Source organism: Enterobacter sp. MGH 4, assembly GCF_000534735.1.
In the GTDB taxonomy this organism is placed as follows: Bacteria; Pseudomonadota; Gammaproteobacteria; order Enterobacterales; family Enterobacteriaceae; genus Enterobacter; species Enterobacter intestinihominis.
On the sequence record NZ_KI973289.1, the window covers coordinates 1,792,176 to 1,813,553 of the forward strand.

The 21,378-nt window shown below is 53.2% G+C and carries 16 protein-coding genes; 4 read left to right on the forward strand and 12 right to left on the reverse strand.

Going from position 1 to position 21,378, the window contains the following annotated elements; translation table 11 throughout:
• Nucleotides 1–26 precede the first annotated feature (26 nt).
• The 10 genes from L350_RS13875 to L350_RS13830 form a co-directional block, all read right to left on the reverse strand.
• Nucleotides 27–1,256, reverse strand: coding sequence for a winged helix-turn-helix domain-containing protein (locus L350_RS13875; RefSeq protein WP_032624530.1), 1,230 nt, complete (start codon nt 1,254–1,256; stop codon nt 27–29).
• Nucleotides 1,257–1,299: 43 nt separating this feature from the next.
• Nucleotides 1,300–2,277 (reverse strand): tetraacyldisaccharide 4'-kinase, encoded by a 978-nt coding sequence (gene lpxK, locus L350_RS13870; protein WP_032624531.1) that lies wholly within the window; start codon nt 2,275–2,277, stop codon nt 1,300–1,302.
• Nucleotides 2,274–4,022 (reverse strand): lipid A ABC transporter ATP-binding protein/permease MsbA, encoded by a 1,749-nt coding sequence (gene msbA / locus L350_RS13865; protein WP_003858227.1) that lies wholly within the window; start codon nt 4,020–4,022, stop codon nt 2,274–2,276. The genes lpxK and msbA overlap by 4 nt, the downstream gene beginning before the upstream one ends.
• A gap of 36 nt (nt 4,023–4,058) precedes the next feature.
• Nucleotides 4,059–6,323, reverse strand: a complete 2,265-nt coding sequence (locus tag L350_RS13860) for a ComEC family protein (protein WP_032624532.1) — start codon at nt 6,321–6,323, stop codon at nt 4,059–4,061.
• 212 nt (nt 6,324–6,535) lie between these two features.
• Complete coding sequence (ihfB, locus tag L350_RS13855) at nt 6,536–6,823, reverse strand: integration host factor subunit beta (RefSeq protein ID WP_003858233.1); 288 nt, start codon at nt 6,821–6,823, stop codon at nt 6,536–6,538.
• Nucleotides 6,824–6,993: 170 nt separating this feature from the next.
• Nucleotides 6,994–8,667, reverse strand: coding sequence for a 30S ribosomal protein S1 (gene rpsA / locus L350_RS13850; protein WP_003858235.1), 1,674 nt, complete (start codon nt 8,665–8,667; stop codon nt 6,994–6,996).
• Nucleotides 8,668–8,778: 111 nt separating this feature from the next.
• Entirely contained in the window at nt 8,779–9,462 is a 684-nt protein-coding gene (gene cmk / locus L350_RS13845) for a (d)CMP kinase (protein ID WP_015570968.1), read from the reverse strand.
• A gap of 185 nt (nt 9,463–9,647) precedes the next feature.
• Nucleotides 9,648–10,931: a 3-phosphoshikimate 1-carboxyvinyltransferase gene (gene aroA / locus L350_RS13840; RefSeq protein WP_032624533.1), complete on the reverse strand. Its 1,284-nt coding sequence runs from the start codon at nt 10,929–10,931 to the stop codon at nt 9,648–9,650.
• Nucleotides 10,932–10,999: 68 nt separating this feature from the next.
• Nucleotides 11,000–12,088 carry a 3-phosphoserine/phosphohydroxythreonine transaminase gene (gene serC / locus L350_RS13835; protein WP_022647627.1) on the reverse strand — a complete coding sequence of 363 codons (1,089 nt, stop codon included), beginning with the start codon at nt 12,086–12,088 and terminating at the stop codon, nt 11,000–11,002.
• Nucleotides 12,089–12,250: 162 nt separating this feature from the next.
• Nucleotides 12,251–12,943, reverse strand: a complete 693-nt coding sequence (locus L350_RS13830; protein ID WP_023299721.1) for a DUF421 domain-containing protein — start codon at nt 12,941–12,943, stop codon at nt 12,251–12,253.
• A gap of 127 nt (nt 12,944–13,070) precedes the next feature.
• Between L350_RS13830 and ycaO the strand changes: the two genes are divergently transcribed.
• The 4 genes from ycaO (at nt 13,071) to pflA (ending at nt 19,372) form a co-directional block, all read left to right on the forward strand.
• Nucleotides 13,071–14,831, forward strand: a complete 1,761-nt coding sequence (gene ycaO / locus L350_RS13825) for a 30S ribosomal protein S12 methylthiotransferase accessory factor YcaO (protein ID WP_022647625.1) — start codon at nt 13,071–13,073, stop codon at nt 14,829–14,831.
• Nucleotides 14,832–15,236: 405 nt separating this feature from the next.
• Complete coding sequence (gene focA, locus L350_RS13820; protein ID WP_017384832.1) at nt 15,237–16,094, forward strand: formate transporter FocA; 858 nt, start codon at nt 15,237–15,239, stop codon at nt 16,092–16,094.
• Nucleotides 16,095–16,145: 51 nt separating this feature from the next.
• Nucleotides 16,146–18,428, forward strand: coding sequence for a formate C-acetyltransferase (gene pflB, locus L350_RS13815; protein WP_022647624.1), 2,283 nt, complete (start codon nt 16,146–16,148; stop codon nt 18,426–18,428).
• A gap of 203 nt (nt 18,429–18,631) precedes the next feature.
• Nucleotides 18,632–19,372: a pyruvate formate lyase 1-activating protein gene (gene pflA / locus L350_RS13810; protein WP_003858250.1), complete on the forward strand. Its 741-nt coding sequence runs from the start codon at nt 18,632–18,634 to the stop codon at nt 19,370–19,372.
• Between the two features lie 35 nt (nt 19,373–19,407).
• On the opposite strand, the gene L350_RS13805 is transcribed toward pflA, so the two are convergent.
• Nucleotides 19,408–19,929, reverse strand: coding sequence for an anti-virulence regulator CigR family protein (locus tag L350_RS13805; protein ID WP_032624534.1), 522 nt, complete (start codon nt 19,927–19,929; stop codon nt 19,408–19,410).
• A 123-nt stretch (nt 19,930–20,052) separates the two neighbouring features.
• Nucleotides 20,053–21,201, reverse strand: a complete 1,149-nt coding sequence (locus L350_RS13800) for an MFS transporter (protein ID WP_022647622.1) — start codon at nt 21,199–21,201, stop codon at nt 20,053–20,055.
• Between the last annotated feature and the right edge of the window lie 177 nt (nt 21,202–21,378).

The following is a 21,378-nucleotide window of genomic DNA, read 5'->3' on the forward strand; positions in this document are numbered from 1 at the left end:
TTGCTAAAGCTTACCACATTCTTTTTTCAGGAAGTGCCTGTTTCCCAGCCACCTCGACAGGTCGTAAACAGCCCCGCAGGCACGCGACCGAGTACAATTTCATATGCCCCCTGCCAGCGCGCAAATTCACCGAGCGCAGACGTTAGCCCTTTTTCCAGTCCTGCCGTCACTTTTATGCCCTCTTCCAGCCAGAGCGCGATAACTTCAAGCGTGCCGGTTTTACGGTGCATTTTAGCGTCCATGCGCCCGACAAGCTGCCCTTTATGAAGCAACGGCAAAACAAAATAACCGTACTGACGTTTTTGCGCCGGGGTGTAGCATTCCAGACGGTAGCTGAAATCAAACAGCTGTTCGGCCCGCTTTCTGTCCCAGACAACGGGGTCGAACGGCGAGAGTACGGCACTGTGGGTCGCCTGGAGTTTGCCCTCTTGCGCCTGCGCCAGCAGAGGGAACAAATCCGCATGCAGCCACATTTCACCTAACGACTCAACCGAGACCGGCATCACGCGCTGTTCACGCTGCCACGTTTCCAGCAGCGGTTTTAGCTGCGGCTGACGCAGACGATAATAATCCGCCAGCCACTGTGGGCGGAAAATGCCAAGGCTGCGGGCGCTGTTCCCGAGCATGATGGCTTCGGCTACGTCCTGAGACAGCATGTCACGCGTATCGTCCCAGTGAGGCATAACGCGGTGCGTGAGGTCATAGACGCGCTGAAAGTTGCGGCGCTCGACCACCATCACTTTGCCCGACGTAAACAGCCCTTCAAGATGGCGTTTGTGCGGTTTCCACTCCCACCATCCGCTGGCGCCTTTTCGCGGGTGTTCAAAATCCGCGGAGCGTACCGGACCGTTTTCCTGAATATGGGCAATCAGTTGCTCTATTTCATCCGCGTGTTCCACCATCCACTCCTGGCGGTATTTCCAGCCCATTTTGTCCGGGGCGAGCATACGGTGACGCACCAGGGCAAAATCGCTGCGCGGGAGAAAACAGGCTTCGTGCGCCCAGTATTCCATCAGTTCGCCCTGACTTAGCGCATTATCCAGCCACTGCGGAGGATAGTTTCCCAGGCGGCTAAACAGGACCAGATACGGGCTACGCGCCACGATGTTAATGGTGTCGATTTGCAGCAACGACATGCGTTGCACGGTAGAGAGGATATCCGCTGGCTGTGCGCGGCGGCGGGACTTTTTCAGAAGCCCCTGGGCGGCAAGATGCAGGTTTCGTGCGGCTGCAAGTGAGAGTTGCGGTAGAGACATGCGTTTTCCTGTCAGTCAAAGCGCCACCGGAACCGCGTAGAAGTTACTGCACTAACGCGAGCAGTTCCTTGAGCAAATATTCCGGCTGTTCGCCGCTGAGTTCAGCATCAACCGGCAGATACCACCAGTTTTCTTTCGCAAAGGCCCGGCATTTTACCGCGTCTTTTTCCGTCATGATCAGCGTCTGGCCCGGTGCGGCCAGCCTCTCAATCTCTTCGGCAACCAGCGCCTGGTGATCGGCCAGCGGTACCCGTTTCTCCAGCCGCGCGCCGCACTGCTCCAGCGTCGCGAAGAAACGCGGTGGATGACCAATCCCGGCCATCGCTATCAGATGATCCAGTAACGCGACGTCTTTACGCTCGCCGGTCAGCATATTCACTGCCTTTCCGGGACGAAGATGCATCGGGATCTCACCCGCTCTGGCTTCACCACCGTTTACAATCACGGCATCGACGCTCTTCAGGCGCGACGCACGCTCACGCATTGGACCGGCTGGAAGCCACCAGCCGTTGCCAAAACGCCGCACGCCGTCAATAACCACGATCTCTTTGTCACGCGCCAGCGCGTAATGCTGCAAACCATCATCGGTAATGATGATTTGTACATCATGCTCCGCAAGCAGTGCCTTCACGGCATCACTGCGCACCGGCGATACCGCAACCGGCGCGCCGGTACGCTGGTAAATCAGTACCGGCTCATCACCGGCTTCAGCGGTTGTCGTAGCTGGGCTCAGCACCAGTGGATACTGCGCCGCTTTACCACCGTAACCGCGTGAGACAACTCCCGGGCGGATACCGCGCCTCTGGAGCTGCTCTACCAGCCAGATCACCACCGGGGTTTTGCCGTTTCCACCCGCAGTCAGGTTGCCGACCACCACGACCGGTACCGGTGCGCGCCAGGCGCGCTTGATCCCAAGGCGGTAAAGCAGACGAATAGCACCGCTCACCAGGCCATACAGCCAGGAGAGCGGGAGAAGCAGCACCCACAGAGGGGATTCACCCGACCAGATGCGTGCAATCATTGACCGAACTGCATTTTATGAAGCTGCGCGTATACACCACGTTGTTCCAGCAGGTCCGCATGGCTGCCGCGTTCAACGATAACGCCGTCTTCCACCACCACGATTTCGTCAGCCTGTTCGATGGTCGACAGACGGTGCGCGATAACCAGCGAGGTACGGTTTTTCTGTAATTCATCCAGAGCCGACTGGATAGCGCGTTCAGATTCCGTATCCAGTGCGGACGTTGCTTCATCGAGGATCAGAATCGGGCTGTTGCGCAGCAGCGCTCGGGCAATCGCGATACGTTGACGCTGACCACCGGAGAGCAGCACCCCGTTTTCGCCAATGATCGTATCCAGACCGTTGTCCATTTTGTTAATGAAGTCCATCGCATAGGCCATACGCGCCGCATTCTCGATCTCTTCACGGCTGTACTCTTCGGTACGGGCATACGCAATGTTGTTTGCCACCGTATCGTTGAACAGATGCACGTTCTGCGAAACCAGCGCGACCTGGTTACGCAACGACTGTAGGGTATATTCCCGCAGGTCGTGACCATCAAGCAGGATTTCGCCCTGGTCGATATCGTAGAAACGGGTAATCAGGCTGGCAATAGTCGACTTGCCCGAACCGGAACGACCGACCAGTGCAACGGTTTTACCCGCCGGGATGGACAGGCTGATATCACGCAGCGCCGGCACTTCACGGCCTGGATAGGTAAAGGTCACGTTGCGGAATTCCAGGTCACCTTTAGCGCGCTCGATCACGCGTGTACCTTCATCTTTTTCCTGTTCGGAATCGAGGATGCTGAACAGCGTCTGACAGGCTGCCATCCCGCGCTGGAACTGGGCGTTGACGTTAGTCAGCGATTTCAGCGGACGCATCAGCGCAATCATGGATGAGAACACCACGGTAATGGTACCCGCAGTCAGGGTTTCCATGACGCTCGGGAAGCTTGCTGCATACAGGACGAAGGCCAGGGCCAAAGAGGCAATCAGCTGAATGATCGGATCGGAAATCGACGAGGCCGATACCATTTTCATCCCTTGCAGGCGCATTCTGTTGCTGACCTTGTCAAAGCGTTTGGTTTCGACTTCCTGACCGCCGAAGATCAACACTTCCTTATGGCCTTTCAGCATCTGCTCGGCGCTGGTAGTCACCTGCCCCATCGTATTCTGCATATTTTTACTGATGTTGCGAAAACGCTTTGATACCACGCGGATCGCGATGGAGACAATCGGCGCCAACACAATAAGGATCAGCGACAGTTGCCAGCTGTAATAGAACATCATCGCAAAAAGACCGATGATGGATGCGCCTTCACGCACAACGGTAATCAGTGCGCTGGAAGAGGACGACGCCACCTGCTCTGAATCGTAGGTAATACGCGACAGCAGGGTACCGGTTGACTGTTTGTCAAAGAATGAGACTGGCATCCCCATCATATGGCTGAATAACCGACGGCGCATGGTCATCACCACTTTACCGGATACCCAGGAGATGCAGTAGCTGGATACATAGCTGGAGATTCCGCGTAAGATCATCAGCCCAATAACCACCAGCGGCATCCATAGCAGCACTGAACGATCCGTTTTACCAAAACCGTCATCCAGTAACGGTTTGAGAAGCGATAACATAAACGTATCGCTGGCTGCGTTGAGGATTAACGCTACGCCCGCCACGATCAAGCCTGCTTTGAAAGGTGCAATCATCGGCCAGAGCCGGCGGAACGTTTGCCACGTGGAGAGATCTTTGTCGTTATGCATTCAAAAAACCAGCATTTGTTGAAATAGCCGCATATTCTACCCGTTATCTACGGGCGCGCCAAACCACTGATGATACCAACGCGGTAAATAGTGTTCACGTAAGCGGCGAATTTGCCGACTTTGGTGCGAAAACGTCACAGTTATCTGTCCGGACTGCGGGGTATCAAGCCAGAGATATCCCTCAGTTCGATAGCGCCTGACTACTTTGATGAAAGGGAAACGCCACGCGTTATAGCGGGCCATCGAGGCCAGCGAAACCTGCCCCTCCACGCGCTGTAGCAGCGGTGTTGAAGATGACGTGTTACTCCCATGGTGCGGCACCTGAATCAGTGTAGCCGGAAGTTGACGCCAGCGGTGGCTCAACATTGCCAGTTCTGCCTGCGCTTCAATATCTCCGGTCAGTAAAACGCTCTGTTCGCCGTCATCGATTTTTACCACGCAGGAGCGGTTGTTACCTTTCGCCGGGGTGTTTTCGGGTGGCCAGTGCACGGAAAACGTTAACCCATGCCACTGCCATCGCTGTCCACGAAAGCATGGAAGATGTCCGGCCCAGGCTAAGGGGCTTCTGATCCACATTGCAGGCCAGGCAGCTTTTAGCGATGCCAGTCCCCCCGCGTGGTCGAGATGTTCATGGCTCAGGATCACCCCTTCCGGCCTCAGATGATGCCAGCGTAGCCAGGGGATAATCAGCTGCTGCGCGCTGTCCCCACCGGGCCATGCCAGCCCGGTGTCATACAGAATGGCCTTCCCGTGACGCTCAATGACCATCGCCAGCCCTTGCCCTACATCCAGCATATGCAGGGACCAGCTGTCAGTTTTAATCCTGTGCCAGAGGGGAAATGCCATCACCACGCTGCCTGCCAGACAGACTGCGGGTACTGCGCTGAAGGCCCTGAATCGCCAGCCAATGATCAGCAGCCACGGCAGTAACGTCAGGTATTGCCAGCGTTCATCCACGTCCTGCCAGCCATTCGGTAAACGCATCAATAGCCAGAAAAGTCCTGCCAGAGACTTATCGGCAGCCAGCCAGACGATACTTTCCAGCGTCGCCACCGGAAACAGATGCAGAAACATACCGAGCAGGATCAGTGGAACTGAGATAAACGTTACCAGAGGAACAGCAAACAGATTCGCCACCAGCGAGGAGAGACTGAAACCATGGAAAATCAGTACCTGAAGCGGCAACAGAAGCAGCAGCATTCCAACCTGCAAATACAACAGCGTAACCAGCGGCCGCAGGCACCGGCCACGTTGCCAGTGCGGGAGAGGCAACCACTGATACCAAAAAATAAGCGCGGCGACCGCAAACGCGGATAACGCCAGGCTTTGTGACAGTACCGCCAGCGGATCGAAAAACAGGATCGCCGCCACGCAGGTAAGCCATACCTGCCAAGGCGACCACTGGCGACCACTCATTTTTAATGCAGCCAGTACCACAAGCGCCATAACCGTACGCAGCGCGGGCGGCTGCAATCCCGTTAGCCATGCGTAAAACGCGGCAAAAAGCAGACCTGCCAGTAAGGGCACTTGCCAGATAATCCAGCGGCCCGGCAGGAAAAATTGGATGCCCCGAGCCAGTAGCCAGACAGCAGAAGCGGCCAGCGCAATATGCAATCCCGAGATTGCCATCAGATGCATCGTTCCGGTCTCACGCATCAGGTTTTTTATCTCCCGCGAGACCGACAACCGCTCCCCCATCCCCAGCCCCAGGATCACGGGCCCCCACTGATATGCTGAAAGCGTATTCTGTAGTGATGTCAGGTATTGCGAACGCAGGCTACAGCGTGCGTCGATAATCTCCGCATGGGTAAACCGTCCGCTCAGCGTCTGGTGTCGGGCAAAGGCGTTTTTCTGCGAATCATAGCCGCCATCGTTGAGTTCTCCGTGTACCGCCCTGAGCCGCAGGGTCATTGCCCAGCGTTGACCCACGCAGACATTTTGAGGCAGGTAGTTGCCGTAGAGTGACACGCCCATGGCAGCCCACACACGTTCTCCATTGAGGCTGATAATCCTTCCCTGATGCATCGTTGCGCCGTCCGTTGCGGTAATGACCACCTCGGCCTGCTGCGGTGCTTTCGTTAAATGGTTCATCGGCCACACGCTTTCCTGAGCGGCCAGGATCCCCCAGCACATAAAAAGCAATGCGAGGCCTGAAAACCTGAGCCATTTTCTCTGCTGTACGGATAACGCAATTCCTGCGGCAATCAGCAACCAGACAATATGCAAGTCTGGCAAAACGGGTAACCAATAGAGCGGGATTATGGCCAGAATGGCGCACATACTGATAACGTGGATCCCCATCTTCACCTCCATGTTTCAGGCGATTATGCGGCGGGAGTGATGCGTCGTCAGACAGAAAAGGCGTGATTTACAGCGGGCGCTGCAACGTTTTTAAGCGTTTACAGCAAAGAGAAAATTTAAATGCGGCGCGTATTCAGAAATGCAGGGACGGGATACAAAAAAAGCACCCTAAGGTGCTTTCTTTAAACTCAGTTTAACCCTGATGATTAAACTCAGTTACCGTAAATATTGGCGCGATCGCGCAGTTCTTTACCCGGCTTAAAGTGCGGAACATACTTTCCTTCCAGCTCCACTTTATCGCCAGTCTTCGGGTTACGCCCGGTACGTGGTGCACGATAGTGCAGGGAAAAACTACCGAAACCGCGGATTTCAATGCGCTCGCCCTGGGCAAGAGTGGTAGCCATATGCTCCAGCATCTCTTTAACGGCATCTTCCACAGCCTTGGCAGGGATATGCGGTTGCTGACTGGCAAGTCTTTCAATCAATTCTGACTTGGTCATGATTCCTCCGGTTCCTTTCAAACCCATTAGCTGAACAGCTTATTAAACAAGGGCGGCCGTAGCCGCCCTTTGTTATTGATTACAGGACGAATCCTGCAATCTGTCAAGTCTGCTCTCCATCCTTCGCGCTGTAAATGCGTTACAGCTCAAATGATGGTGCGAACCTGAACTTACTCGCCTTTAGCTGCTTTGAAAGCTTCAGCCATTGCGTTGTTAGAGAAGTTTGCATCTTCCTGTTTGTTCACAGTTGCGATTGCATCTTTCTCATCAGCTTCGTCTTTAGCACGAACAGACAGGCTGATTGCACGGTTCTTACGGTCAACACCGGTGAACTTAGCTTCAACGTCGTCACCAACGCTCAGAACCAGAGTTGCATCTTCAACGCGGTCACGTGAAGCTTCGGAAGCGCGCAGGTAACCTTCAACGCCGTCAGCCAGTTCTACGGTTGCGCCTTTAGCGTCAACAGCAGTCACTTTACCGTTTACGATTGCGCCTTTCTTGTTCAGTGCAACCCAGTTGTTGAACGGATCTTCTGCGAGCTGTTTAACGCCCAGGGAGATACGTTCACGCTCTGCGTCAACCTGCAGAACAACTGCTGCGATTTCGTCGCCTTTTTTGTATTCACGAACTGCTTCTTCGCCTGCAACGTTCCAGGAGATGTCAGACAGGTGAACCAGGCCATCGATGCCGCCGTCCAGGCCGATGAAGATACCGAAGTCAGTGATAGACTTGATTTTACCTTCAACACGGTCGCCCTTGTTGTGGGTTTCCGCGAACTGCTGCCATGGGTTGTTTTTGCACTGCTTCAGGCCCAGGGAGATACGACGACGTTCTTCGTCGATATCCAGAACCATCACTTCCACTACATCACCAACGTTAACAACTTTGGATGGGTGGATGTTTTTGTTGGTCCAGTCCATTTCGGAAACGTGCACCAGGCCTTCAACGCCTTCTTCGATTTCAACGAAGCAGCCGTAGTCGGTCAGGTTGGTAACGCGACCAGTCAGTTTAGTACCTTCTGGGTAACGCTTAGCGATAGCTACCCATGGATCTTCGCCCAGCTGTTTCAGGCCGAGGGATACACGAGTACGCTCGCGGTCGAACTTCAGCACTTTAACAGTGATTTCGTCGCCCACGTTCACGATTTCGCTTGGGTGCTTAACGCGTTTCCACGCCATGTCGGTGATGTGCAGCAGGCCATCAACGCCGCCCAGGTCAACGAATGCGCCGTAGTCAGTGAGGTTCTTAACGATACCTTTGACTTCCATGCCTTCCTGCAGATTTTCCAGCAGCTGATCGCGTTCTGCGCTGTTTTCGGATTCGATAACGGCACGACGGGAAACAACAACGTTGTTACGCTTCTGGTCCAGCTTGATTACTTTGAACTCAAGCTCTTTGCCTTCGAGGTGCAGGGTGTCACGGACTGGACGAACGTCTACCAGAGAACCTGGCAGGAACGCACGAATACCATTCAGCTCAACAGTGAAGCCACCTTTAACTTTGCCGTTGATAACACCGACCACAGTTTCAGCTTCTTCGTAAGCTTTTTCCAGCGTGATCCATGCTTCGTGACGTTTAGCTTTCTCACGAGACAGCAGGGTTTCGCCGAAGCCGTCTTCTACTGCGTCCAGAGCAACGTCAACTTCGTCACCTACCTGGATTTCCAGCTCGCCCTGGGCGTTTTTGAACTGCTCAGCCGGGATGGCGGACTCAGATTTCAGACCGGCGTCAACCAGTACTACGTCTTTGTCGATAGCAACAACAACACCGCGAACGATGGAACCCGGACGGGTTTCGATTTCTTTTAAGGATTCTTCAAACAGTTGAGCAAAAGATTCAGTCATGTTTAATCTTCAGGTTAATATTAACGTCCACCTGGCTCCGTGCCGGATGGGGTTGTTTCACATACCCGCCGTCAATCCATTGCAGCGGGGGTACTGCTAAATCGGTCGCGATTACGCGAGTGCCAGTTTTTGGCGCGCATATTGTAGCGCTTTTTCAATCACTTGCTCAATAGTTAAACTGGTTGAATCCAGCACTAATGCGTCTTGCGCGGGAACAAGTGGTGCGACGGCGCGGTTACGATCGCGGTCATCGCGCTCTTTTATCTCGGATAAAAGGCGATCAAAGTTAACACTAAACCCCTTTTCCTGCAACTGAAGCATGCGGCGTTGAGCACGTTCTTCCGAAGAGGCGTCAAGGAAAATTTTCACTGGCGCATCAGGGAATACCACGGTTCCCATGTCGCGGCCGTCGGCGATCAGCCCCGGCGCTTCGCGGAAACCGCGCTGGCGACGTAACAGCGCTTCACGAACGCGTGGGAAAGCCGCCACCTGAGAGGCCGCATTGGCCACTTCCTGCGTACGGATTTCACCGCTGACATCTTCCCCTTCCAGGATCACTTCAAGGTTGCCATCAGTAGAGACAAAGCGCACATCCAGATGTGCAGCCAGCGGTACCAGCGCTTCTTCAGACGCAACATCTACATGATGATGCAGCGCAGCCAGCGCCAGCACGCGATAGATTGCTCCCGAATCTAAAAGATGCCATTGCAATGCTTCCGCCATCGCTTTGCACAGAGTACCTTTCCCTGCGCCACTTGGCCCATCAATGGTGATTACCGGGGCAATTGCCGTCATCTTTTTCTCCTTAATTAAGGCATACCGTTTACATGAACGCCGCGCATTATACGCGCCAACGTGCGCAACTGTTACCTTTGCGTGCAAATTACGGAATGATTGAAGCAGAGTGTAGAAGAAATGAAAGAGGATGACTGTCAGAAAGCGTAAGGAAATGCCGCATCAGGAGATGCGGCATACGATCGTCAGGCCAGGGTGCTAATGCGCGCCAGCTGTTCGAAGTAGTCCGGGAAGGTTTTCGCCGTGCACTTCGGGTCAAGGATGGTGACTGGCGTATCTGACAGCGCCACCAGCGAGAAACACATCGCCATGCGGTGATCGTTGTAGGTGCCAATTTCTGCAAATTGCAGTTTTGCCGGCGGCGTGACGCGAATGTAGTCTTCGCCCTCTTCTACCACCGCCCCCACTTTACGCAGCTCGGTTGCCATTGCGAACAGGCGGTCAGTCTCTTTTACGCGCCAGTTATAGATGTTACGCAGCGTGGTGGTGCCTTTCGCAAACAGCGCAGCGGTGGCGATGGTCATTGCCGCGTCAGGAATATGGTTCATGTCCATGTCGATGGCGTTCAGCTCACCGTGCGTACAGGAGATGAAGTCATCGCCCCAGGTCACAACCGCGCCCATTTTTTCCAGCACGTCGGCAAAACGAATGTCGCCCTGCACGCTGTTGCGACCAATACCCGTCACTTTTACCGTACCGCCTTTAATCGCACCCGCGGCCAGGAAGTAGGACGCGGATGACGCATCCCCTTCAACCAGGTAGTTGCCCGGAGACTGGTACTGCTGTGCCCCGCGCACCACGAAGCGCTGATAAGACTGGTTTTCCACCTCAACGCCGAAGGTTTTCATCAGGTGCAGCGTGATATCAATGTACGGCTTAGAGACCAGGTCGCCTTTAATGCTAATCACGGTATCATTTGGAGCCAGCGGTGCGGTCATCAGCAATGCCGTCAGGAACTGGCTGGAGACGCTACCGTCAACCTCAACATTACCGCCAGTGAAACCACCGCGCAGACGCAGTGGCGGGTAATTTTCTTGCTCAAGATAATCAATCTGCGCGCCGCCCTGACGCAGGGCATCGACCAGGTGGCCGATCGGACGCTCTTTCATGCGCGGCTCGCCGGTCAGCACAATATCGTTGCTCCCAAGACACAGCGCAGCGGCCAGAGGACGCATCGCCGTACCGGCGTTACCCAAGAAAAGCTCCAGCGCTTCAGCGGAATGTAATGCGCCGCCGTTACCGGTGACTTCACAACGGGTACGATCGTCTGACAGCGCATACTGAACGCCCAACGCTTTCAGTGCATTGAGCATATGGCGCACGTCATCGCTGTCCAGCAGGTTGGAAAGGACGGTGGTGCCGTTTGCCAGAGCTGCCAGCAGCAGAGCGCGGTTCGAGACACTTTTTGAACCAGGCAGATTAATGGTGCCATCTACCCGCGCGATAGGTTGTAACGTCAGGGATTCCATGAAACTTAACTCTCAACTCAACATAATAAAAACCCCGCAGGAACGCTGCGGGGGTGAAAAACAGCCAATTAACCGTGACGACGTTCGAAGTCGATCATGAAATCAGTCAGGGCTTTAACGCCTTCCAGCGGCATCGCGTTATAGATAGAGGCACGCATACCGCCTACCACACGGTGACCTTTCAGCGCATGCAGACCCGCCGCGAAGGACTCTTCCAGGAACACGTTATCCAGGTTGTTGTCCGCCAGCTGGAACGGCACGTTCATGCGCGAACGGTTAGTTTTGGCGACATCGTTACGGTAGAAATCGCTCTTGTCGATCACGCCGTACAGCAGTTCAGCTTTTTGCTGATTGATCTTGTCCATCTGCGCCACGCCGCCTTTTTGCTTCAGCCATTTGAAGACCAGGCCGGAGAGATACCAGGCGAACGTTGGTGGAGTGTTGAACATGGAATCGTTGTCGTTCAGGACGGTGTAATCCAGAATTGACGGGCAAGACTTATGGGCTTTCCCCAGCAGGTCTTCACGCACGATAACGATAGTCAGACCCGCAGGACCGATGTTTTTCTGGGCACCCGCGTAGATGACGCCGTAGCGGCTGACGTCCAGCGGCGTGGACAGAATGGTGGAGGAGAAGTCCGCCGTCACAATGACATTTTCGCCAAAGTCTGGCTCTTCGTGAATAGCGATACCGTCGATGGTTTCGTTCGGGCAGTAATGAAGATACGCGGCGTTGTCAGAAAGCTGCCACTCACTCATCGGCTTCACGGCGCGCATACCGTCAACGGTCACTTTGGCATCGATAACGTTCGGCGTGCAATATTTGTGCGCTTCTTTTACCGCACTGGCCGCCCAGTAGCCGGCATCAACGTAATCAGCGGTGGATTTGTCGCCCAGCAGATTGAGCGGAATACCCGCAAACTGACCGCGTCCACCGCCGTGACAGAACAATACTTTGTAGTTCGAGGGAATGTTCAGCAGATCGCGAAAATCCTTTTCTGCCTCTTCCGCCACCTGAATAAACGCTTTACCCCGGTGGCTGACTTCCATCACCGACGTACCCAGACCGTTCCAGTCACACAGCTCCTGTTGAGCCTGTTTGAGCACGTCTGCCGGTAACATTGCCGGACCTGAACTGAAATTAAAGACTTGAGCCATTTCCCCTCACCACGCTAAAAGCCATAAGTTATAACTGTGGATATCGGTTTTATCATTCAGTGACACGCGCCGCAATGTCTAAAACTTATGGCCGAAGAAATGTGCCCCTCGTCACACAAAACAATCTGCCGTATCGTTGTCGCAAAACCGACAAAATCGCTGTCAGGTAATGCGTTTAGCCCGGCTAACCTTCGTCCATTCTGGATTTGTACAGCGAGGGCATAATTGATGATCGCCCGCCTGCATGACCACCACATGGCTGCATTTTATGCAGGCATACTGGCCCGCATCAGGGACGGTTTTGTATCGCTCGATAAGCATATCCGGCAGTATGCACAGGCCGGGCTTGACCTCATCGTCAGGATAGTAATAAACGCTGATTTGACCGTTCGTTTCCATAATCGCCAGACGCACCTGCCCCAGCTGTTCAACGCTGCTTATACGTAGCTCCATAAAGAACTCAAACTCCGTCATATTGGCGCTTTGCACATTCTCCCAGGCCAGTTGACCATCTTCGACAATCACCACCGGTTTTCCTTCGAACAGATCTTCCAGTTTTTCACTTTTCGACATCAGCCACATGACCAGCCGGTACAGCAGCGCAAGCGTCACGAAGACGATAAAAACCGGCACCATCGGCACATCGTCATAAAAGGCAACGTCCCCTGCCGCCGAACCCAGCGTCAGGATAATCAGCACTTCAAACAGTGACATCTGCCGCACGCCGCGACGTCCGGTGATTTTCAGGAACAGGAAGACGAGTACAAAGGTGTACAGGCTACGCAACGCCACTTCGCCTAAAAACTCAGGTGGGACTTTATCAAACGCCATCCGCTGGAGATCAAATGCTTTCATTTTTTTATGCCTTAACAGTAGGTTACTGCTTATAAGCATAGCCCAGCCATTTATTTTCGCCGGAGATAGCACCCGTCACGCAAAACCCGTATCATTGCGCGCTTTACGTACGATAAAAGTGAACGCCATGACTCAAACGTTTATCCCCGGCAAAGACGCCGCTCTGGAAGATTCCATCGCTCGCTTCCAGCAGAAACTGACCGACCTGGGCTTTAATATCGAAGAAGCCTCCTGGCTGAATCCGGTGCCTCACGTCTGGTCCGTGCATATTCGCGACAAAGACTGTGCGCTGTGCTTCACCAACGGCAAAGGCGCGACCAAAAAAGCGGCACTGGCCTCTGCGCTGGGTGAGTATTTTGAGCGTCTGTCCACCAACTATTTCTTCGCCGACTTCTGGCTGGGTGAAACGATTGCCAACGGCCCGTTCGTTCACTACCCGAACGAAAAATGGTTCCCGCTACCCGAAGACGACGAACTGCCGGAAGGCATTCTCGATGCCCGCCTGCGCGCGTTCTACGATCCGGAAAACGAACTGACCGCCAGCATGCTGATCGACCTGCAATCCGGCAATGAGGATCGTGGTATCTGCGCCCTGCCGTTCACCCGTCAGTCTGACGAGCAGACCGTTTACATTCCAATGAACATCGTTGGCAATCTGTATGTGTCTAACGGTATGTCTGCCGGTAACACCCGTAACGAAGCGCGTGTACAGGGGTTGTCTGAAGTTTTCGAGCGTCACATCAAAAACCGTATTATTGCTGAATCCATCAGCCTGCCGGAGATCCCGGCTGACGTGCTGGCGCGCTACCCGGGCGTGGTGGAATCCATCGCCAAACTGGAAGCGGAAGGTTTCCCAATCTTTGCTTATGACGGCTCTCTGGGCGGCAAATATCCGGTTATCTGCGTGGTACTGTTTAACCCGGCAAATGGCACCTGCTTCGCCTCTTTCGGCGCGCACCCGGACTTCGGCGTGGCGCTGGAGCGTACCGTGACCGAACTGCTGCAAGGTCGTAGCCTGAAAGATCTCGACGTCTTCACCCCGCCAACCTTTGATGATGAAGAAGTCGCCGAGCACACCAACCTCGAAACGCACTTCATCGACTCCAGCGGTTTGATCTCCTGGGATATGTTCAAACAGGACGCGGACTATCCGTTCGTGGACTGGAGCTTTGCCGGTACGACGGAAGAAGAGTTCGCCACCCTGATGGCGATCTTCAACGCGGAAGATCAGGAAGTCTATATTGCCGACTATGAACACCTCGGCGTTTATGCGTGCCGTATTATTGTGCCGGGTATGTCGGACATCTATCCGGCAGAAGATCTGTGGCTGGCGAACAACAGCATGGGCGCGCATCTGCGTGAAACCCTGCTGGCCCTGCCGGGCAGCGAGTGGGATAAAGAAGATTATCTGAACCTGATCGCCCAACTGGACGAAGAAGGACACGATGATTTCACCCGCGTACGCGAACTGCTGGGTCTGGCAACCGGAAAAGATAACGGCTGGTACACGCTGCGCATCGGCGAGCTAAAAGCGATGCTGGCGCTGGCGGGCGGCGATCTGGATCAGGCTTTGGCCTGGACCGAGTGGACGATGGAGTTTAACCAGTCCGTCTTCTCCGCCGAGCGCACTAACTATTACCGTTGCCTGCAAACGCTGCTCCTGCTTTCTCAGGAAGACGACCGCGAGCCATTGCAGTATCTGAACGCCTTCGTCCGCATGTACGGTGCAGATGCCGTTGAAGCTGCCAGCGCTGCGCTGAGCGGTGAAGAACCGTTCTATGGCCTGCAAGCGGTTGACAGCGATCTGAAAGCCTTCCCGGCGCATCAGTCGCTGCTGAATGCGTATGAAAAATTGCAGAAGGCTAAAGCCGCTTACTGGTCAAAATAAGCGCATATAACATTAATGGCTGTAGGCGTATTCAATCGCCTGAGCTATATTACGGGGCAATTTCATTGCCCCTTTTTTTTATTTTTCCGCAATGACGTTTAATTGTAATAATTAAGTTAACCACGGGTAAATATAAAAACGCTTACCTGGGCTTTACTGTTACTAATTCTAATAAATACTCCATTTTAATTAACTGTTCCACGGGAGGCTGAAGGAAAAAATTCAACTCTTTTCATAACTTTTAAAATTTATTTTTATACGGATAATCAAATACTTACTCCGCTTTTGCTGTAAAACCATACACACTGCGGGCCTATAAGCCAGGCGAGATATGATCTATATCAATTTCTCTTCTATAATGCTTTGTTAGTATTTCGTCGCCGACTTAATAAAGAGAGAGTTAGTGTGAAAGCTGACAACCCTTTTGATCTATTACTCCCCGCTGCGATGGCGAAAGTTGCCGAAGAAGCGGGTGTCTACAAAGCAACGAAACATCCGATGACGACGTTCTTTCTGGCCATTACGGCTGGGGTGTTCATCTCCATCGCTTTCGTCTTCTATATCACAGCCACCACCGGCACTGCCGGGATGCCTTTCGGCATAGCGAAACTGATTGGTGGTATTTGCTTCTCACTGGGCCTGATCCTCTGCGTCATCTGCGGCGCCGACCTCTTCACCTCAACGGTGCTGATTGTTGTGGCAAAAGCCAGCGGAAGAATTACCTGGGGTCAACTGGGGCGCAACTGGCTCAACGTCTACGTTGGCAACCTGATTGGCTGTCTGCTCTTTGTTCTGTTGATGTGGCTTTCTGGCGAGTACATGACCGCCAACGGCGGCTGGGGGCTTAACGTCCTGCAAACCGCCGACCACAAAATGCACCATACATTTATCGAAGCCGTTGCTCTCGGCATCCTTGCAAACCTGATGGTCTGCCTGGCGGTCTGGATGAGCTACTCTGGTCGTAGCCTGATGGATAAAGCCATGATTATGGTTCTGCCGGTTGCGATGTTTGTTGCCAGCGGCTTTGAGCACAGTATTGCGAATATGTTCATGATCCCGATGGGGATTGTTATCCGCAACTTTGCAAGCCCGGAGTTCTGGACTGCTGTTGGTTCAACCCCGGAAAGTTTTTCACACCTGACTATTATGAATTTCATTACTGATAACCTGATCCCCGTCACTATCGGGAACATTATCGGTGGGGGTCTGTTAGTTGGGTTGACATACTGGGTCATTTACCTGCGTGGCGGCGATCATCATTAATGGTTGTCTCAGGCAGTAAATAAAAAATCCACTTAAGAAGGTAGGTGTTACATGTCCGAGCTTAATGAAAAGTTAGCCACAGCCTGGGAAGGTTTTACGAAAGGTGACTGGCAGAATGAAGTCAACGTCCGTGACTTCATTCAGAAAAACTATACCCCGTATGAAGGTGACGAATCCTTCCTGGCTGGTGCGACTGATGCAACCACCAAGCTGTGGGACAGCGTAATGGAAGGCGTTAAACTGGAAAACCGCACTCACGCGCCAGTTGATTTTGACACCTCCGTTGCTTCTACCATCACTTCTCACGATGCTGGCTACATCAACAAAGCCCTTGAGAAAATCGTTGGTCTCCAGACTGAAGCACCACTGAAACGCGCAATCATCCCGTTCGGTGGCATTAAAATGGTTGAAGGTTCCTGCAAAGCGTATAACCGCGAGCTGGACCCAATGCTGAAAAAAATCTTCACCGAATACCGTAAAACCCATAACCAGGGTGTATTCGATGTTTACACCAAAGACATTCTGAACTGCCGTAAATCTGGCGTTCTGACCGGTCTGCCAGATGCCTATGGCCGTGGCCGTATCATCGGTGACTACCGTCGCGTTGCGCTGTACGGTATCGACTTCCTGATGAAAGACAAATACGCGCAGTTCGTCTCTCTCCAGTCTGACCTGGAAAACGGCGTAAACCTGGAAGCGACTATCCGTCTGCGTGAAGAGATTGCTGAACAGCACCGTGCGCTGGGTCAGATCAAAGAGATGGCGGCTAAATACGGCTGTGATATCTCTGGTCCTGCAACCAACGCTCAGGAAGCTATTCAGTGGACCTACTTCGGCTACCTGGCCGCGGTTAAGTCTCAGAACGGTGCAGCAATGTCCTTCGGCCGCGTATCCACCTTCCTGGATGCGTATATCGAACGCGATATCAAAGCAGGCAAAATCACCGAGCAAGACGCTCAGGAAATGATTGACCACCTGGTCATGAAACTGCGTATGGTTCGTTTCCTGCGTACTCCAGAATATGATGAGCTGTTCTCTGGTGACCCAATCTGGGCAACCGAATCTATCGGCGGTATGGGCGTAGATGGCCGTACGCTGGTAACCAAAAACAGCTTCCGCTTCCTGAACACCCTGTACACCATGGGTCCTTCTCCGGAGCCGAACATCACCGTTCTGTGGTCTGAAAAACTGCCACTGAACTTCAAGAAATTCGCCGCTAAAGTGTCCATCGACACCTCTTCTCTGCAATACGAGAACGATGACCTGATGCGTCCGGACTTCAACAACGACGACTACGCTATCGCGTGCTGCGTAAGCCCAATGGTTGTTGGTAAGCAAATGCAGTTCTTCGGTGCGCGTGCAAACCTGGCGAAAACCATGCTGTACGCAATCAACGGCGGCGTTGACGAAAAACTGAAAATGCAGGTTGGTCCTAAGTCTGAACCGATCAAAGGCGACCTTCTGAACTTCGACGAAGTGATGGAGCGCATGGATCACTTCATGGACTGGCTGGCTAAGCAGTATGTCACTGCGCTGAACGTCATCCACTACATGCACGACAAGTATAGCTACGAAGCCTCTCTGATGGCGCTGCACGACCGTGACGTCGTTCGCACCATGGCGTGTGGTATCGCAGGTCTGTCCGTTGCGGCTGACTCCCTGTCTGCAATCAAATATGCGAAAGTTAAACCAATTCGTGACGAAGATGGTCTGGCTATCGACTTCGAAATCGAAGGCGAATATCCGCAGTTTGGTAACAACGACGCTCGCGTTGATGACATGGCGGTTGACCTGGTAGAACGTTTCATGAAGAAAATTCAGAAACTCACTACCTATCGTAACGCTATCCCGACTCAGTCTGTTCTGACCATCACCTCTAACGTTGTGTATGGTAAGAAAACCGGTAACACCCCAGACGGTCGTCGTGCTGGCGCGCCATTCGGCCCAGGTGCTAACCCAATGCACGGTCGTGACCAGAAAGGTGCGGTTGCCTCTCTGACCTCCGTTGCTAAACTGCCGTTTGCATACGCGAAAGATGGTATCTCTTACACCTTCTCTATCGTGCCAAACGCGCTGGGTAAAGACGACGAAGTACGTAAAACTAACCTCGCGGGTCTGATGGATGGTTACTTCCACCACGAAGCGTCCATTGAAGGTGGTCAGCACCTGAACGTGAACGTGATGAACCGTGAAATGCTGCTCGACGCGATGGAACATCCTGAGAAATATCCTCAGCTGACCATCCGCGTATCTGGCTACGCAGTACGTTTTAACTCCCTGACGAAAGAACAGCAGCAGGACGTTATCACCCGTACTTTCACTCAGTCCATGTAAGTGGAATTGACTGAAATCACGCGTTAAAAAGCGTACAATAAAGGCTCCACGCAAGTGGGGCCTTTTTAACACCCTCGCTTCATCAGTCTCTTTTGTCCGCTATCTATACTTAATGGATAACAGCCAAAACAGACTCGACATAGCCTTTGAGCTGTGCATCTACATAGGCCCCCGGATGGGCCAAATTCGGAGATATCACCGCAATGTCAATTATTGGTCGCATTCACTCCTTTGAATCCTGTGGCACCGTCGATGGCCCGGGGATCCGCTTTATCACTTTTTTCCAGGGCTGCCTGATGCGCTGCCTGTACTGCCATAACCGTGACACCTGGGACACCCATGGCGGTAAAGAAGTCACCGTTGAGGATCTGATGAAAGAGGTGGTGACCTATCGCCACTTCATGAACGCGTCCGGTGGTGGCGTGACGGCATCCGGCGGTGAAGCCATTCTTCAGGCTGAATTTGTGCGCGACTGGTTCCGCGCCTGCCATAAAGAAGGTATTCATACCTGCCTCGACACCAACGGCTTTGTGCGCCGTTACGATCCGGTTATTGATGAACTGCTTGAAGTGACCGATCTGGTGATGCTCGATCTCAAGCAGATGAACGATGAGATCCACCAGAATCTGGTTGGCGTCTCAAACCACCGTACGCTGGAATTTGCCAAATACATTGCCAACAAAGGCGTCAAGACCTGGATCCGCTACGTGGTAGTACCGGGCTGGTCAGATGATGATGATTCTGCACATCGTCTGGGCGAATTTACCCGGGATATGGGTAACGTGGAGAAAATTGAACTCCTGCCCTATCACGAGCTGGGTAAACACAAATGGGTGGCAATGGGTGAAGAGTACAAGCTCGATGGCGTTAAGCCGCCGAAAAAAGAGACGATGGAGCGCGTCAAAGGTATTCTTGAGCAGTATGGCCACAAGGTCATGTATTAACGAAAGGCCCGGTGAAAACCGGGCCTTTTTATATTCTATTTAAAGACGCCGTTAATCACGGAAGTCACAATCGCGGTACTCAGCGCAATTAAGACCAGGTCGTCACCCACCACGCGCCATTCATAGCCCGGATAAGAAGGAAGCTGACCCAGCATATCGGCTGGCACGGTTTTCTTCGCAATGCCCGGAGGCAGTGGCTTACCGCGCGCCAGGTTTTTCGCAATACCCGGAGGCAGAGAGTCGTAGCCCGTTAAGCCGTAATTCAGTGCCAGATGGCGGGCATGATCGAAGCTCACGCGGACGTCAACATCATGACCCACATCGTTGCTGTTTTTAAAGCTCTTATCCGATTTTCCTGGATTATCCTGGCCGTTATTGTGCTTATTACCATGGTTACCAGCGTTCCCGTTACCATGATTGCCGCTATTACCTTGTCCGCCACCGTTTCCGTGACCACCGCCATTCCCGTTTCCAGGATTAGCCATGGCCGGAGCCGTTGCAAACGTTAAAGCCAACACTACGGCAAGTGCGGTAGTGGAAAAACGACGAGTAGACATGATTGCTGCCTTTTAGTGGTAGAACTCATTTGAATTATCGCCAGGCAGTAAAAACTCACAATAAGTAAAAGTCTTATATGTGACAGGGACAAAAAAGCCTGTCATCGACAGGCTTTTATTTAATCAGGCATGTGCCACTGGCGTTGGGTGCTCGCCCGCTTTGCGCAGCAGCATTAACAGATAAATAAACGATACGCTGGCGATCATGATAAACAGCAGATTATCAGAGTAATTTTGCATGAGCATAGCGGTAAAAGTCGGCCCCAGTAAACTGCCGATGGTGTAACTCAGCAACAATGCCTGGTTCATCGCCACCAGCTGGTGATGCTCAACTTTCTCACAGGCCCAGGCCATAGCGACCGGATAGAGCGTAAAACCCGCAGCCCCCAGAATGAACAGCGCAGGCGCCATCGCGGCGTTGCTGAGCATGGCGAGACAGCCCATGATGACCACGAAAACCTGGACGCGCAGCACCAGCAGACGACCAAAGCGGTCCGCCAGGCGGCCAATCGGCCACTGGCCGACAATCCCCGCGCTGACCATCACCGCCATCCAGAAACCGATCCCGGAATCGCTGACGCCCTGATGGTTGAGATAGAGCGGCATCAGGCCATAGAGCGACCCCAGCACAATCCCGGAAATAATACAGCCGTTAATCCCCAGGCGCGCCTGACGCAGTCTCAGCATCGGCCAAACGTGCGTGGCCTCCTGATGCTCACTGCTCTGGTTCACGATACGGGTAAAGAGCAGCGGCAGAATTGCGGCCAGCACCATCCCTGTTACCCATGGCAGAACGCTCATCAGGTCGGTTGGGAATTTGCTGACCATCAGTTGTCCCAGAACGGTACCGACGTAGTAAACCATCATATAAGCCGCCAGCAGACGCCCGCGATTACGGGACGTGCCGCTGCACATCAGCGCACTTTCAACCACCACCCAGATCATGGCGCAGCCAACGCCCGCAATAAAGCGCCAGACCATCCAGCTCCAGAAGCCGACCATCAGTCCTAAACCGGCGCATCCGACGGCAAAGATCAGTGACGCCAGATAATAACTGCGGTTAAAACCAAAGCGCTTAATAAGGCTGCCCGTTAATAAGGTTCCCAGCAGATTGCCCGTAAAAAAGGACGAGCTAACCATACCCACCTGCCAGGTTGGTAAGTTTTCATGGGCGAGCCATAGCGGGACGAGTGTGTTCAACACCGCGATCGCCAGGGTCAGCAAAAGCAGGCCACAGAGCAACAAAAGCACCGGGCGGGTATAGGTGGTCATGGATTAAAAACCGTGAGGAAGTTCAGATTTCGTGCGCATCATGCCACTGGCAAAAACAAAGTCAATCCACCGATTCAGGCGTCACGCACGATATGCGCCTTGTCGATTTAAAAAACTCATCCTGCTAATGCAAAGCCTGCTACCAATATTAATTATCTATTTGTTTTTATTTATTTC

Excerpts from the sequence above, each read along its gene's own strand:
- L350_RS13875 (WP_032624530.1), bottom strand. The coding sequence starts at position 1,256 with ATGTCTCTACCGCAACTCTCACTTGCAGCCGCACGAAACCTGCATCTT.
- lpxK (WP_032624531.1), bottom strand. The coding sequence starts at position 2,277 with ATGATTGCACGCATCTGGTCGGGTGAATCCCCTCTGTGGGTGCTGCTT.
- msbA (WP_003858227.1), bottom strand. The coding sequence starts at position 4,022 with ATGCATAACGACAAAGATCTCTCCACGTGGCAAACGTTCCGCCGGCTC.
- L350_RS13860 (WP_032624532.1), bottom strand. The coding sequence starts at position 6,323 with ATGGGGATCCACGTTATCAGTATGTGCGCCATTCTGGCCATAATCCCG.
- ihfB (WP_003858233.1), bottom strand. The coding sequence starts at position 6,823 with ATGACCAAGTCAGAATTGATTGAAAGACTTGCCAGTCAGCAACCGCAT.
- rpsA (WP_003858235.1), bottom strand. The coding sequence starts at position 8,667 with ATGACTGAATCTTTTGCTCAACTGTTTGAAGAATCCTTAAAAGAAATC.
- cmk (WP_015570968.1), bottom strand. The coding sequence starts at position 9,462 with ATGACGGCAATTGCCCCGGTAATCACCATTGATGGGCCAAGTGGCGCA.
- aroA (WP_032624533.1), bottom strand. The coding sequence starts at position 10,931 with ATGGAATCCCTGACGTTACAACCTATCGCGCGGGTAGATGGCACCATT.
- serC (WP_022647627.1), bottom strand. The coding sequence starts at position 12,088 with ATGGCTCAAGTCTTTAATTTCAGTTCAGGTCCGGCAATGTTACCGGCA.
- L350_RS13830 (WP_023299721.1), bottom strand. The coding sequence starts at position 12,943 with ATGAAAGCATTTGATCTCCAGCGGATGGCGTTTGATAAAGTCCCACCT.
- ycaO (WP_022647625.1), top strand. The coding sequence starts at position 13,071 with ATGACTCAAACGTTTATCCCCGGCAAAGACGCCGCTCTGGAAGATTCC.
- pflB (WP_022647624.1), top strand. The coding sequence starts at position 16,146 with ATGTCCGAGCTTAATGAAAAGTTAGCCACAGCCTGGGAAGGTTTTACG.
- pflA (WP_003858250.1), top strand. The coding sequence starts at position 18,632 with ATGTCAATTATTGGTCGCATTCACTCCTTTGAATCCTGTGGCACCGTC.
- L350_RS13805 (WP_032624534.1), bottom strand. The coding sequence starts at position 19,929 with ATGTCTACTCGTCGTTTTTCCACTACCGCACTTGCCGTAGTGTTGGCT.
- L350_RS13800 (WP_022647622.1), bottom strand. The coding sequence starts at position 21,201 with ATGACCACCTATACCCGCCCGGTGCTTTTGTTGCTCTGTGGCCTGCTT.